Origin of the sequence: Arthrobacter sp. Alg241-R88 (assembly GCF_900537115.1) — a bacterium.
Classification (GTDB): Bacteria; Actinomycetota; Actinomycetes; order Actinomycetales; family Micrococcaceae; genus Arthrobacter.
The window spans coordinates 215,194-228,717 of the sequence record NZ_UNRG01000002.1 but is presented as its reverse complement, the minus strand read 5'-3'; the positions used below and the strand labels follow the sequence as shown (position 1 = coordinate 228,717).

Sequence of the window (13,524 nt, the reverse complement as noted above, 5' to 3'; positions counted from 1 at the left end):
GTTATGACCGGCAGGGGCACGGTTTAGATCTGGGATGCATCCCCAAGGGCGTGCCAGCGCCGGTTGTGGTAGACCAGCGGGTCTGCAGGCGCCGTGTCTGCTGACAGCGCCGGTGACGCCTGGAGCGCCTCGACGGCCACGATGGACGACCCGCCGGCGGCCATCGAGTTGATGATCCTGCCCCGGATCCAAGCCTGCGCCCCCACAAAGTAGGGCTCGCCGGTCTCCAGTCGCGACCAGAGAGAGGTGTCAGCAAAGCGGTCAATCCCGCTGGTGGCGCAGAGCTTGGCGATGTCCACTTGGTCAGCGCCCAGTAAATGCACGACGACGGTGTCTGCGCCGAGGATAGTCGGAGTGCTGGACGAAAATTCCGACACTGAGAATGCCAGAATCGCAGGTTCGGCACTGGCCGAAATGACAGACGTTGCTGTCAGGCCAACCGGCCCGTTCCCCGCATCGGCCGTGATGACAGCGACACCACCGGGATGGTTGCGGAATGCCGCCTTGAACTCGTCGGCAGTGATTGCCGTTTCCAGGCTTTGAGTAATGGATAAGCTCACCGGATCTCCTTTGATATCAGTGCGCCGGCTTCACCGCCGGCCCGTGCTCAGGGCTTCAACGTTAGGTGCGCAGGTGAGGTAAGTGGCATGGCAAGACATGCCAAAGAGATGGGAAACCGCGTCATGCTCGGGCCACTTGTGAATACATGGCGCGGGATGCAAAGCTGGTGACGTGCTTCACATGCTGGGCCGCTGCAACTCGTCGCACTGATGCCCTCCAAACGTTGGAGCGCCTCTTCCTCAACGGTGAAAGGAGGCAGCAGTGAAACTAAGCTCGTATCAGAATCTGCGACTACCCAACTTCAGCGTTCACGGACTGTGCGACGTGTTGAAGAACGCGGACCTCGATTGGCAAACTGCGCTCACAAACGCGGAAATCGACCCCGAAGCGATTGACCGCCCCGGCGGCACTATTCCTGCGAAGAAGGAGTTGGCCTTCCAACTGCAGTTCGTGGCTCACACAAAAGATCGTGTCGACCTCTGGGTGAAGGCCTCACAGGCTTACACACTGGGATCCTTCGGCATTCGCGGATTGGCCCTCGCTACCGCGCCAACCATTGCAGCCTGGGTAGAAGCTGGCAGCTCAACAGACTACGCCCCCGGCCTGATGGAAATTGCACCTCTCCGGACGTTGGATGGCGCGGTGACCGGCATGGAGTACACGTATCCCGATACCCCTCCAGAGCTCATCCCGTTCAGCGTCTACCGCGATTTCTGCGTTATTGCCCGAACTTTCACATGGATGTACGGCGGTCCCTTCCCCTTCACCCGGATCGAATTCCCTCTCGAAGAGGCCTCCCCTGAGATTTTCCCCTTCGTCCCTTGCTCCATCGACTGCGGATCCGACGCACTGCGGCTCTGGTGGGCTCCTGAAACATCGGCACGCGAGCTCCCCTTCGGTAACACTTTCCAACACGAAGCCTGGCTCAAAGCTGATCACCAGATTCTTGACAATCTCAGGGCAACGGGCGACTGGCCTGACACTGTCATAAAGACCATCAGGGCCGCGCCGGAGCTGAACCGTAAACTGGCAAATGTGGCCGCAACACTGCGGGTCTCCCCACGCACCCTGCAACGCAAGCTCGAACTCACCGGAGACGACTTCGCCCAGCTCCGGGACAAAGCCCTGAGGGATCTGGCCGCCGATCTGCTTTCAAGAACGGATCATTCCGTCGCACGGATATCCCGCACTCTGGGCTACACAGACCCAACAAGCTTCACCATCGCCTTCAAACGGTGGAACGGGATGCCACCTACGGCCTACAGGGAAGCATCCCGATACAAGAACAACGCACGGTCCAAGGCTTAGACGCCCCCGCTGTGCAGGGCGTCGGCGGCCCTGATGAGGGCAAGGTGGGAGAAGGCTTGCGGGAAGTTTCCCGCCATCCGTTTTTCGTTCATTGCATATTCTTCGCTGAGCAGGCCGAGATCATTGGAAAGTCCCACCAGGGCACCCATGAGGTTCTTCGCGTCTGCTGCCCGGCCCGAGCGTGCATACTGTTCCACCAGCCAGAAGGAGCAGGCAAGGAATGGATGTTCCCCCGGCGCCAATCCATCGACACCGGTCTCGGTGCGGTAGCGCATCAGTAAGCCCTCAGTTGTAAGCAGCTCCTTCTCCAACTGGGCGACTGTTCCCAGCATCCGCTCATCCTCGTAGGCGAGGAAGCCGACCTGTGGCAACACCAGCAGGGCTGCGTCCGTCTCCTCACCGCCGTATGTCTGGGTGAAGGAATGAAGGTCCGGGTTGAATCCGCGATCCGTTATTTCTGCGGCCAGTTGATCCCGATGCCGCTCCCAGTCCCCGAGTGGCCCAGGCAGTCCGTGGTCCCGGACAGCCCGCACTCCACTGTCATAGGCGGCCCACATCATGACCCGGGAGTGCGTGAAATACTGTGGAGCGCCCCGCATTTCCCACAATCCCAGGTCTTTGTCGTCGAAGTGTTTGTCCACTGATCCAAGGAGGGCCCGCTGCAGGGCCCAGGAGAAGTGGTCCTCCTTGCCCCCGGCGAGGCGGAGCCTCTCCAGCACCACCATCACCTCCCCTACAACATCCGCTTGATGCTGGAAGACGGCTGCATTGCCGATTCGAACCGGTTTGGCGTCCTGATAGCCGGGTAGGTGCGGGAGTTCCTTTTCCGTGAGGTCGCGTTCGCCCCCGACGCCGTACATTATTTGCAGATCTTCCGGATCCCCCGCGAGGGCACGCAGAAGCCAGTTGCGCCACTTCAGGGCTTCGGATTCGTAACCGTGCGTCAACATGGCTTCGAGTGTCAACGATGCATCGCGCAGCCAACAGTAGCGGTAGTCCCAGTTGCGGGGTCCGCCAAACTCCTCGGGCAGGGAAGTGGTGGGAGCAGCGACAATACCGCCCGTCTCGTAGTGGGTTAGAGCACGTAAGACCAGGAGTGAACGTTTGACGGCACTCTCATAGGGCCCGTCGTAGCGGCAATTGCCTGCCCACGTGGTCCAGTAGTGGACGGCGTCGTCCAAGGCTGTGTCAATGTTGATGGCCGGCGGCACGTCCTGGAAGGAGGGGAACCATGTGAGGTGGAAGTCCACATTCCGTCCCTGCTCAATCGTGAACTCCCCCGCATGCCGGTGGTCTTCGGCCTGTGGAAGACAGGTACTCCGCAGGGATAGAGCATCCGGACCGGACATGGCGAGAAGTATTTCCACGCTGGGGTCGTCGCTGTCGCGGATCCTGCTCACCCAAGGCAGGACGGTGGCATACTGGGGCCGAATCCTTATCTCTTGGTGCATAGGGACTGTCCCGCTAAGTCCGGTTACCCGCCGGACGAGCGACGGCTGGGCGCCGCCTACCGGCATAAAATCGGTCACCAGGACTTTTCCGGAATTGGTCTGCCACGTGGTCTGGAGGACGAACGTCGAGTCCACATAGTGACGTTCCACAACAACGGCTTCCGGCGGACTTGGAGTTAACAGCCACCGGCCGTGGTCTTCACGCCCGAGCAGGGAGGCGAAGACAGAGGGCGAGTCGAAACGCGGGAAGCAGAGCCAGTCCACACTGCCCTGCCGGGAAACGAGGGGGCCGGTGTGGAGATCCGAAAGCAGCGCATAATCCTCAATCGGGGCAGCCATGCTTCACTCAACCACAAGATGAAAGATCCCCATAGGCCTTGCGGCTCTGGTCAGGAACTCGGGGCAAATTACCGTGCTTGTGCGTTGCGTTGGCCTGGTGTGCAGGCAAAGAACTGAGGCTGTGCGACCGGTGCAAACGGAACGATGAGCCACTGGTTGCCGTAGAGCTCCACATAGGAGTCTGAAGGGCAGAGCGTGAAGGCTTCTTCGCGTGTCATCTCGTTTCCTCTCCTTTGTTGCTTTGTTTCGGCTCACTTGCGAAGCCTTGCTTAGCTTCAACGTTAGGAGCCCGCAGTATTGGACCGGCATGACCAGCGACGCCAAGTAGATGGGAAACCGCGCCAAACGTACCCCCTTGAATGTTCGAGACCGCCGAAGGTGCAAAGCTACTGACGTGACTTCACGAGCCTTCTGAAACTCGGATATGCCGAAGCGCTGACGAGCAGGAGCCCGTCCCTCCACAAAGAAGAGGAGAGAGATGCTTTCCCGAACCGGTCCTGGATTTGCTGAGGCTGCCCCGTATGTCTGCGGCAAAAGGTGGCGGCGGTGAAAGGGGGAACATACCAGAACCTTCGGGTACCAAATTTCAGCGTGCACATACTGCGTGGACTGCTTGAGGATGCGGACCTGGATTGGCAGAGCGCGCTCGCGCATGCCGAAATTGACCCTGATGCAGTGAACCGGCCGGGAGGCACTATTCCTGCGAGGAAGGAATTGGCGTTCCAGCTGCAGTTCGTTGGCCTTACAGAAGATCGTGTAGATCTCTGGGTGCGCGCCGCGCGCGCTTACTCACTGGGTGCCTTCGGGGTGAGAGGATTGGCCTTGGCTACTGCGCCGACCATCGAGGCGTGGGTGGACGTTGCGAGTACCACTGACTATGGCCCTGCCCTTTTCGAACTGGCATCGTTGAGGACACCGGATGGCGTAGTAACCGGGATGGAGTTCACCTACCCCGATGCCCCGGAAGAGCTGATCCCGTTCAGCGTTTACCGCGACCTTTGTTTCATTGCCCGGAATTTCACCTGGCTCTATGGCAGCCCTTTCCCTTTCACCCAGATTGAATTCCCTCTCGCGGAAGCCTCCCCCGAACTTGCGGCTAACGTCCCCTGCGTGATCGACTGTGGCGCCGAAACGCTGCGGCTATGGTGGGACCCCGTAACGTCAGCACAGGAGCTTCCTTTCGGTAACGCCTTTCAGCACGCGGCATGGATCAAGGCGGATACCCAGATCGTCGACACTCTCAGGGCGACCGGAGACTGGGCCGACACTGTCGCAAAGACCATAAGGGCGGCCCCTGAGCTCAACCGCAAACTGGCAAATGTGGCCGCAACACTTCGAGTTTCTCCCCGCACCCTGCAGCGCAAGCTTGAACTCACTGGGGACGACTTCGCCCAGCTCCGGGACAAGACCCTGAGCGACCTCGCCGCCGATCTGCTCTCGAATACGGACCTTTCGGTAGCGCGGATATCCCGCAGGCTTGGCTATACAGAGCCCGCGAGCTTCACCATCGCCTTTAAACGGTGGAAGGGGATGCCGCCCACGGCATACCGGGAAGCTTCCCACTACAAAACCAACGTCAAATCCGGGGCGTAGGCTTGCCCGCTTTTTCCTGGTACTCGCGGCGTACCTTGGCGTACTTTCCCATGCGGACGGCGTTGATTGCCGTGCCGGGCTGGGGCCTGCCGAACTTAACGTTGAAGCCTGCGCAAGCCCGGCAAAGAAGCCGGATTCTTCCGCGGGACACAACGTATGCCGTCGACGCCGTCGGCACATCGAACCAATGATGCTCGCCGGCTCCCTCCGATCCCATGCACTGCTCCTCGCGGTCAGGAACGATCCCAGCGGCTGCTGGAAATAAACAAAAGGTGGTCAAAGATGACACAAACAATAGCGGTCGAGCCCGGCACCAGCCGGAGCACACCGATTATTGCCCTCCTCCTGGTGAGCGGCATAACCCTTGATATCCAGTACGGAATCCTCGCCCCCCTCATCGGGGTGATCGCGACCGAATCAGGCCTGACGGGCTCGGAGATCGGGTGGGTCCTCAATGCGCTGATGATGGGCAGCGTGATTTCCGTCAGCCTGACCGCCCGCATGGGTGACATTTTCGGGCATCGCAAAGTACTCATCGGGCTTATCGTCCTGGCGCTGGTGGGATGCGCCCTGGGTGCAACGGCCAACGGTTTCTGGCCTCTGGTCGCTGGCCGGTTCCTCATGGGACTCGCGGTCACGATTCCGCTGAGCTGGGGACTTCTGCGTCCACGTGCTACCGCCCGGCAGATCCGGTTGGTCTCGCTGGTGCTCTCGACAGTGATGGCAGTCCTTGTACCGCTCGCACTTATTGCCGGTGGACTCATCGTTGGATTGGGTTTGCCTTGGGAGACCGTCTTCTGGGTGACCTTTGCTTTGTACGGCGTGATGCTGATCCTGGCCCTGAAGTCACCTGAGACACCTGCCGCCGCCCGTGCTGTGGTCCAGTTGGACTGGTTTGGCGCCCTGGGGCTCGGCGTCTGGGTCACGGCGCTCCTCATCGGCATTGCTGAAGGGCCCGGCCAGGGCTGGACCTCACCGCTGGTGCTCGGCGCGTTTTTGGTCAGCGCGGTGACATTGGCCGCCTGGGTCATTCAGCAGCGCCGCACCCAGGAGCCCCTGGTGTCATTCCGCAACATGGATATACGTCAGACGCTCATCGGCTACTCCGGCATCCTGCTGATCAGCCTGGTTGGCCAGGGCATCTTTATCGTGCTGCCGGCATGGCTGCAGACGCCGGCTTCTTCCGGGTACGGCCACGGCCTCTCGACCCTGGACTCCGCGTACGTACTGCTCGCGATGATTCCCGGGGCGGCATTGGGATACCTCTGGACCCGATGGGGCCTTCGGCGCCTGGGCCCGAAGACCGTCCTGGTTGTTTCCGGTTCCGCTGCTGTCCTCGTCTTCCTCGGACTCGCACTGGCCCACGGCCACGTGTGGCTGTCCTGGTTGTGGGTGTTCCTGTACGCACTCACGATCCTGAGCTGCCTGACCACCGGATACACCCTTGTTGCAGCAGCCGGGCGGCAGGACAACATGGCAGTGACCGTCGGCATGCAAAACATCATCCAGTTCGTCGGGGCGATGATCGCCGTCGCAATTATCTTGAACGTGCTGGTCCCCGGCGCCGACGGATTCATTCCGCAAGCAACCTTTGCCGGTATCTACATCGCATCCGCCGTGATTATCGCTGTCTTCGTGATTGTCTGGGCGTTGCTGGCACCCAAGCGCATCACCGATCTGCACGCAGTCGACACAGAGACAGATCCCACCAAGGTCCATGTTGCCAGCCACTAGAAGGACCTCTAGCTGACCCTGGCGGCGTGCCTCCAGGAGGCGGGCCCTTGTGGGGCCGGCGAGCAGTTCGCGCATTCAAAACCGCGGGTTGCTCACCGGCCTCACAGGACGAAAAACCACTACTCAACGGACCCCACAATGACTTTCCACAAACAAGACGAGTGGCTTCCCCTTGTTGGGGAAACCGTACAAATTAGACAATATGGCCGGTTTGTCCGGACAGGGATGGTCGACACCGTCACGGGCGACGACAAGATCCTTTGGCTGGAGGCGGATGGTGTGAACCAGCGTCAACTGATCAGCAAAGCCGAGGGATTCGAGGTCTGGATGACTTACAAGTGGGAGACCGCCAAAGCCGGAAGGTGACCTTCCGCCCGATTAGCCCGCCTGACGCTACCAGCCGACCGCAGGCCCCGTGAGCAAGCATGAGTGCCACCTGATTATGCACTTCTACTAAATGAATCGTTCCAGAATTTCTCATTACGATAGCTGTCTGCAAATGATGCAAGTTTCTCTTGACGGGTGACCTAAGACACAAGTACCGTCGGCATAGCACCCACCAAGATCGCCAAGCAAAGAAGCTGGCGGCGAACCACCCTGTAGTCCGATCGTCAACGGCGCCGGCCGAATACAGGGAAGCCAGGGGACGCACGCTTCACAGCCTGCGAAAGAAACTCGAGGAGCAAAATGCGAACAACAAAGTCGCGAATCATGTTGGCTGCCGGATCAACGGCCGTGCTGCTGGCTCTGGCTGGTTGCGCTGAAAGCGCGAGCAGCCAAACCTCCGCTGACACGGTCGCTATCGATGTCGGCAACAACATGAAGGTCAATCTGAAGACCGGCCCCAACCTCAAGGTCGCCGTATTCATCCCGGGCGTAGCCAACGCATACGGGCAGGCGCAGGAGCTCGCCGCGAAGGAGACTGCCAAGGAACTCGGAATGGAGATGACCTTGTTCGACGGGAGTTACGACCCCAGCCAACAGCTGAACCAGATGCAGACGGCGCTGGCTTCAGGGGACTACGACGCGGCGGTGGTGCAGGCCCTCGACGGGACGGTGGTGTGCAAGACCATCACCGAGGATTACCCCAAGGCCAACATCCTGGTGGTGAACAACGTTACGCCGTTGTGCGAGTACGGCATTAATCAGACCGGTGCATCGGCTGAAGAGGTGTGGGCGCCGGGCACGATGAACTTCGTGGGCAGCAACAACACCCGCGCCTACATCGACGGCTGGTTCGCCGCCGCGGCCGAGGCGAACCCCGGCAAGCAGAAGGTTGTTGCTGTCCTTGGTCCCGCAGTCGCCGCGCAAACGCGAGTCATTGAGGTTGCTCTCGCGAAGTTCGCGAAGGACAACCCCGACTACACGGTAGACAAGGTCTACACCGACTACACGACGACCGGCACGTTCAACGAGACCCAGACCTACCTCCAGGGGCATCCCGACACCACCCTCATCCTGTCTATGTACACGCCGGATATCTCCCGGGGCATCGTCGAAGCTGTAGACGACGCGGGCCTTCTCGGCAAGATCAACATCGTGGACCAGGGTTTCGGCGAGTTTTCGATCGAACAGATCGAGGCGGGAAACATCCAGTTCTCAACGCTGTTTTTCCCTTACAACGGGATAAAGGTATCCCTCGAGGCCATCGCCGAAGCTCAGCGCGGGGACGCCAGCCCTCGTTTTGTGGATGACTCGGTCATTGGCACTGCGAAGAGTCCTTTTACCATCACGAAGGACACGATCTCCGAACTTCCCCCGGAACTGCGCTAGCCGCCGCAGGGCCCCGGAGGGGCGCGGGGACACCGTTCAAGGCGGGTTACCCCGTTTGCGCGCTGCCGCTCCCCAACCAGCGTCGGCTCACCATCTCACAATCGCGAAGCAAAGAAGCACGCGACACATCACATAAATCCCGGGCGCCTAGGGCGCCGGAAAAGCAATCAGGAGAATTATGCGTACAACGAAGTCGCGGGCCATGCTGGCTGCCGGGTCGACGGCGGTGCTGCTCGCCTTGGCGGGCTGCGCTGGAAACAGCAGCGGAACCCCGGGCGATCAAGGCCCAGCCGGCACAGTCGCAATCGACGTTGGCAATGACACGAAGGTGAACCTAAAAACCGACCAGGGCCTCAAGGTCGCTGTTTTTATCCCGGGCGTGGCCAATGAGTTCGGGTTGGAGCAGGAGCGGGCGGCGAAGGAGACTGCGAAGGAACTCGGTATGGACATGACCTTGTTTGACGCAGGCTATGACCCGAACAAGCAGCTCAACCAGATGCAGACAGCGATGACATCGGGAAACTTCGACGCCGCGGTAGTAATGGCCCTTGACGGCGTGATGTCCTGCAAGCTCCTCACCGAGGATTTCGCACAGGCCAATATCCTTACCTCGATTTCGGGCTCGCCCCTGTGCGATGACGGCACAGATCAGAGCGGTAAGTCGGTTGACGAAGTCTGGGTCCCTGGCACGCTGAACTTCGTGGGCAGCAACACCACCCGCGATTACGTCGACGGCTGGTTGGCAGCCGCTGCGAAGGCTAACCCGGGTAAGCAGAAGGTGGTGGCGGTTCTTGGCCCGGCGGTCAACACCCAGACGCGCGTCACAGAAGCCGCACTGGCAAAGCTCACGGCGGACAACACTGACTATTCCGTGGACACGATTTACACCGACTGGACGACGACTGACGCGTACAACAAGACCCAGACCTACCTGCAGGGGCATCCGGACACCACCCTCATCCTGTCTGCGTCCTCGCCCGATCTCACCCAGGGCGTCATCCAGGCTGGAAAAGACGCCGGTCTTTCGGAAAAGATCCACGTGGCAGACGTCGGTTTCGGCAAATTCCAGCTCGAACAATTGGAAGCCGGCAACGTCCAGCTCTCCACGATGCTCTTCCCTTACAACCAAATGAAGGCAAACCTCAACTCCATCGCAGCCGCCCAACGCGGGGATGCGAGCTCCCGCTTTGTGGATGACTCGGTCATTGGCACTGCGCAGAATCCCTTTGTGGTCACGAAGGAAACCATCTCAGAACTTCCCGCCGAGCTGCGCTAACACCACAGTTCGTCCAGCCTTGGGCTGGGGCGGCGTTCCCTCGAACGCCGCCCCGGCCCAGTACAGAAAGTAGAACCGGCAATGGAGCCTTCGCAATCGGACCCGGCTATCGCCGTCGCGCTTAAAGGGGTGTCGAAGACCTACGGTGCCACCCGCGCATTGATCGATGTGGATGTAGAGATCCACGAAGGAACAGTACATGCATTGATTGGTGAGAATGGAGCGGGAAAGTCCACGGCGTTGGGTGCGATCGCCGGTCGCGTCGACTTTGACGAAGGTGTGGTCGAAGTCTTCGGTGAACCGCTTGAACCGGGAAACCTTCGCGCTGCACGCCGGAACGGCGTCTCGGCCATCTATCAGGAACTCACGATCATCCCGCATCTGGATGCAGCAGCGAATGTATTTCTTGGGTCCGTCCTCTCCCGGTTCGGAGTTCTTTCGAGCCGCGAAATGCGTCGCCGCTACGTCCAGCTGTGTTCCGAGCTGGACGTTCGGGTCATACCTGCGGGCGTTCCCGTTGGCACCCTCTCAGTGGCAGAGCAGCAGCTGCTCGAGATCATGCGGTCCCTCGTGGTCGAACCTCGCGTCATCCTCTTCGATGAGCCCAGCGCCTCGCTCGCCGTCGAGGAACGGGAGGCGCTCTATAAGGCGATCGAAGGGTTACGCAAGCGCGGTGTCACCATCGTGATCGTGAGCCACAACTTCGACGAGATCGAACGGCTCGCCGACTGGATAACGGTCTTCCGGAACGGCCGGGCCATCACCACGAGCAGGCGCGGGGAGAAAACCCGGGCCGAACTCGTGCGCGCAATGCTCGGTGACCAGCGGGGTGACCAGACCCTTAGCCGCGTGCTCCTGGACAAGCCGGTGGAAATACACGTCGGACCCGTCGAACCGGCCGTTGCCCCGATTCTGGAAGTGGTTGGGCTCACCGTTCCGGGAGCCATTGAAAACATTGACCTGGAAGTAAGACCGGGCGAGATACTTGGCATCGCCGGTCTGGTGGGTTCTGGCCGTTCGACATTGCTGAGGGCGATCGCTGGCGCGGAACCGACCGCACGGGGAACCATCCGCCTGGCGGGTTCAGAGCCTGCCTGGCCGCGGACGGTGCGCGCCGCACGCAAACTCGGAATCGGGTTGATCCCCGAGGACCGCAAGGGAGAAGGACTCGTCCTGCTCCGCAGCGCCGCGGACAACATCGCCCTCTCCAACCTTGGCTCCGCCTCAACCGGGGGCGTGATCGGACGCAAGAAGCTCCGTGCGAAGGTCGCCGAAGCAGCCACCAGGCTGAACTTCCCCGTCAACCGATTAGGAGAACGCAGCGACAGGTTCTCCGGCGGCAACCAGCAGAAGTTGCTGATGGCACGGTGGCTGTACGACCGGCCCCGGGTGCTCCTCGCCGACGAGCCAACACGCGGCATCGACATCGGCGCCAAGGGCGAACTCCTGGAGACGTTACGCCTGATGGCTGCCGAAGGCGTCGCCGTGATCATGGTCTCGTCCGAGCTTGAAGAAGTGTTGGCGGTGTCCGACCGGGTGCTCGTAATTGCCAAGGGCCACAGCATGGGGCTCCTTGAACGAACCGGCGATCAGCAGATCTCCATTGAAGACGTACTGCAAGCAGCATTTGGATTAAAGGAGCACGCATGAGCGCCACCATCGACCGGGATACCACGCCGGAACAAACCGTTACTCCCGCTGTAACAGCAAACAGGAGGCTCAACCTGCGGGAAAGAGCAGCAAGCCTCGGGATGGTCTGGGTGCTCATCATCCTCGTCATCACGGCGATCATCCTCAATCCCCGATTCCTCAACCCGGGAAACCTGATCAACATCCTGACCCAAAACGCCCCCGTCGGCATTATCGCCGTCGGGATGACGTTCATCATCATCGCAGGAGGCTTCGATCTTTCGGTGGCCGCGGTCCTGGCTATCGGCGGGGTGTCTTACGCAACGCTGTCCCACATGATGCCTGCGGGACCGGCCATACTCATCACGCTGGCGATCGGATTCCTCCTCGGCCTCATCAACGCCCTCCTCATCACCAAAGCGAAAGTAAACGCGTTTATCGCAACTCTCGCGACCGCCTCTTTGTTCAGCGGCCTGACCCTGCTGTACACGAACTCTAAACCGGTTTCCATGGCAACGGGGGGCTACGATTTCCTTTCCGATGAGGACTTCCTCGGAGCCCCGCTCTCCGTCTGGCTCCTCGCGGTCCTCGTAGCAGCAGGATGGTTCGCACTTTCCAAGACGGTCTACGGCCGGGGAATCTACGCGATCGGCGGCAACAACGAAGCCGCACGGCTGGCCGGATTGCCCGTGACCTCACTTCGGGCAAGTACCTACGTGCTGACAGCCATGCTCGCCGCGCTCGCGGGAATCGTCCTGGGGTCGGTCATCGGCGTCGGCCAGCCAGGCGTGGCCGTCGGAGTCACACTCAACTCGATCGCCATCGTTATCATCGGCGGAACTTCATTGCTCGGCGGAGAAGGCGCGATGTGGCGGACGCTCGTTGGCATCCTGATCTTCGGAACAATCAACAACGTTTTCGACATCCTCGCATTTCCGCAAGCGACACAAGAGGTGGCCCTCGGCGTGATCGTACTCGCCGCCGTATCACTGGACGCCTACACCCGGTCGCGGAAGCGCTCGGGAGAAGCCTGACCTGTCTCCACAAAAGCAGCTGCTGAAAAATCCACTAGTAGAGAAGGAAGTTGTATATGTCGCGATTGGCCGGCAAAGTCGCCATCATCACGGGTGCAGCCAGCGGAATGGGGCTCTCCGCCCTCAAGCTCTTCGTAGACGAGGGGGCGCGGGTAGTGGCCACGGACATCTCCGCGGAGGCACTGCGGCAGGCGGTCGAGGAAGTCACCGGGAACGGCGGCGAGGCGATCGCCCGCACGCACGATGTTTCTTCTGCTGAGGACTGGAAGCGTGTAGTTGACGACGTCCTCGCCGAGTGGGGCAGGATCGACATCCTGATAAACAACGCCGGCATTGCCATGGCGAAGGGTGTCCTCGAAGCCGAGCTTGAGGACTGGAACAAGGTGATGGCGATCAATGTCACCGGACCTTGGCTTGGTATGAAGAGTGTCATCCCCACGATGCAGGCCGCCGGCCGCGGTTCCATCGTTAACGTCTCATCGATCGCCGGGATTGTCGGCGGCGCCTCGGACGGTGGCAGTGCAGCCTACTCCGCTTCCAAGGGGGCAGTCCGCTCCCTGACAAAACACACTGCCCAGTGGTTTGCAAAGGACAACATCCGGGTGAACTCCGTGCATCCAGGTCCGGTCGACACCGGCATGACTCGTGGCTACGGGCTCACGAGGGAATTGCTGGCTAACCCTGGAACCGTTCCTTTGCCGCCCCACGCCGGGGAGGCCTCCGACATCGCGTACGGCATGCTCTACCTTGCCTCGGACGAGGCAAAGTTCATCACCGGAACCGAGCTCGTCATCGACGGCGGATTCATCTCTCAATGAGCGAACCG

The 13,524-nt window shown here is 60.6% G+C and carries 13 protein-coding genes; 9 read left to right on the top strand and 4 right to left on the bottom strand.

Features of this window, described 5'->3' with window-relative positions:
- Positions 1-23 precede the first annotated feature (23 nt).
- Positions 24-560, bottom strand: a complete 537-nt coding sequence (locus G6R19_RS05855) for a flavin reductase family protein (RefSeq protein WP_240341775.1) — start codon at positions 558-560, stop codon at positions 24-26.
- Positions 561-822: 262 nt separating this feature from the next.
- Here G6R19_RS05855 and G6R19_RS05850 point away from each other — a divergent pair, with 262 nt between their 5' ends.
- The gene (locus G6R19_RS05850) at positions 823-1,869 is read left to right on the top strand and encodes an AraC family transcriptional regulator (protein WP_163163264.1); all 1,047 of its coding nucleotides are present in this window, start codon (positions 823-825) and stop codon (positions 1,867-1,869) included.
- Here the strand turns inward: G6R19_RS05850 and G6R19_RS05845 are convergent.
- Both G6R19_RS05845 and G6R19_RS05840 read right to left on the bottom strand, forming a co-directional pair.
- Positions 1,866-3,659: a glycoside hydrolase family 15 protein gene (locus G6R19_RS05845; protein ID WP_163163263.1), complete on the bottom strand. Its 1,794-nt coding sequence runs from the start codon at positions 3,657-3,659 to the stop codon at positions 1,866-1,868. The genes G6R19_RS05850 and G6R19_RS05845 overlap by 4 nt on opposite strands.
- Positions 3,660-3,727: 68 nt before the next feature.
- Positions 3,728-3,877 (bottom strand): hypothetical protein, encoded by a 150-nt coding sequence (locus tag G6R19_RS05840; protein ID WP_163163261.1) that lies wholly within the window; start codon positions 3,875-3,877, stop codon positions 3,728-3,730.
- Between the two features lie 319 nt (positions 3,878-4,196).
- On the opposite strand from G6R19_RS05840, the gene G6R19_RS05835 reads away from it, so the two are divergent.
- A complete protein-coding gene (locus tag G6R19_RS05835) occupies positions 4,197-5,252 on the top strand; it encodes an AraC family transcriptional regulator (RefSeq protein WP_163163259.1) in 1,056 nt (351 codons plus the stop codon).
- Here G6R19_RS05835 and G6R19_RS05830 read toward each other — a convergent pair.
- On the bottom strand, positions 5,236-5,469 hold the full coding sequence (locus G6R19_RS05830; protein ID WP_163163257.1) for a hypothetical protein: 234 nt from the start codon (positions 5,467-5,469) through the stop codon (positions 5,236-5,238). The two genes, G6R19_RS05835 and G6R19_RS05830, sit on opposite strands and share 17 nt — an antisense overlap.
- Before the next feature lie 65 nt (positions 5,470-5,534).
- On the opposite strand from G6R19_RS05830, the gene G6R19_RS05825 reads away from it, so the two are divergent.
- The 7 genes from G6R19_RS05825 (at position 5,535) to G6R19_RS05795 (ending at position 13,516) form a co-directional block, all read left to right on the top strand.
- Positions 5,535-6,986: an MFS transporter gene (locus tag G6R19_RS05825; RefSeq protein ID WP_163163255.1), complete on the top strand. Its 1,452-nt coding sequence runs from the start codon at positions 5,535-5,537 to the stop codon at positions 6,984-6,986.
- 138 nt (positions 6,987-7,124) lie between these two features.
- Positions 7,125-7,352: a hypothetical protein gene (locus G6R19_RS05820; protein WP_163163253.1), complete on the top strand. Its 228-nt coding sequence runs from the start codon at positions 7,125-7,127 to the stop codon at positions 7,350-7,352.
- A gap of 321 nt (positions 7,353-7,673) precedes the next feature.
- A complete protein-coding gene (locus G6R19_RS05815) occupies positions 7,674-8,759 on the top strand; it encodes a sugar ABC transporter substrate-binding protein (protein WP_163163252.1) in 1,086 nt (361 codons plus the stop codon).
- A gap of 178 nt (positions 8,760-8,937) precedes the next feature.
- A complete protein-coding gene (locus tag G6R19_RS05810; RefSeq protein ID WP_163163250.1) occupies positions 8,938-10,035 on the top strand; it encodes a sugar ABC transporter substrate-binding protein in 1,098 nt (365 codons plus the stop codon).
- An 81-nt stretch (positions 10,036-10,116) separates the two neighbouring features.
- Positions 10,117-11,685, top strand: coding sequence for a sugar ABC transporter ATP-binding protein (locus G6R19_RS05805; protein ID WP_163163248.1), 1,569 nt, complete (start codon positions 10,117-10,119; stop codon positions 11,683-11,685).
- Positions 11,682-12,698, top strand: a complete 1,017-nt coding sequence (locus G6R19_RS05800; protein ID WP_163163246.1) for an ABC transporter permease — start codon at positions 11,682-11,684, stop codon at positions 12,696-12,698. Before G6R19_RS05805 ends, G6R19_RS05800 begins: the two co-directional genes overlap by 4 nt.
- A gap of 56 nt (positions 12,699-12,754) precedes the next feature.
- Positions 12,755-13,516: a glucose 1-dehydrogenase gene (locus G6R19_RS05795; protein WP_163163244.1), complete on the top strand. Its 762-nt coding sequence runs from the start codon at positions 12,755-12,757 to the stop codon at positions 13,514-13,516.
- Positions 13,517-13,524 lie beyond the last annotated feature (8 nt).

Coding starts and splice junctions, on each gene's coding strand:
- G6R19_RS05845 (WP_163163263.1), bottom strand. CDS start 3,659: ATGGCTGCCCCGATTGAGGATTATGCGCTGCTTTCGGATCTCCACACC.
- G6R19_RS05840 (WP_163163261.1), bottom strand. CDS start 3,877: ATGACACGCGAAGAAGCCTTCACGCTCTGCCCTTCAGACTCCTATGTG.
- G6R19_RS05830 (WP_163163257.1), bottom strand. CDS start 5,469: ATGGGATCGGAGGGAGCCGGCGAGCATCATTGGTTCGATGTGCCGACG.
- G6R19_RS05825 (WP_163163255.1), top strand. CDS start 5,535: ATGACACAAACAATAGCGGTCGAGCCCGGCACCAGCCGGAGCACACCG.
- G6R19_RS05820 (WP_163163253.1), top strand. CDS start 7,125: ATGACTTTCCACAAACAAGACGAGTGGCTTCCCCTTGTTGGGGAAACC.
- G6R19_RS05815 (WP_163163252.1), top strand. CDS start 7,674: ATGCGAACAACAAAGTCGCGAATCATGTTGGCTGCCGGATCAACGGCC.
- G6R19_RS05810 (WP_163163250.1), top strand. CDS start 8,938: ATGCGTACAACGAAGTCGCGGGCCATGCTGGCTGCCGGGTCGACGGCG.
- G6R19_RS05805 (WP_163163248.1), top strand. CDS start 10,117: ATGGAGCCTTCGCAATCGGACCCGGCTATCGCCGTCGCGCTTAAAGGG.
- G6R19_RS05800 (WP_163163246.1), top strand. CDS start 11,682: ATGAGCGCCACCATCGACCGGGATACCACGCCGGAACAAACCGTTACT.
- G6R19_RS05795 (WP_163163244.1), top strand. CDS start 12,755: ATGTCGCGATTGGCCGGCAAAGTCGCCATCATCACGGGTGCAGCCAGC.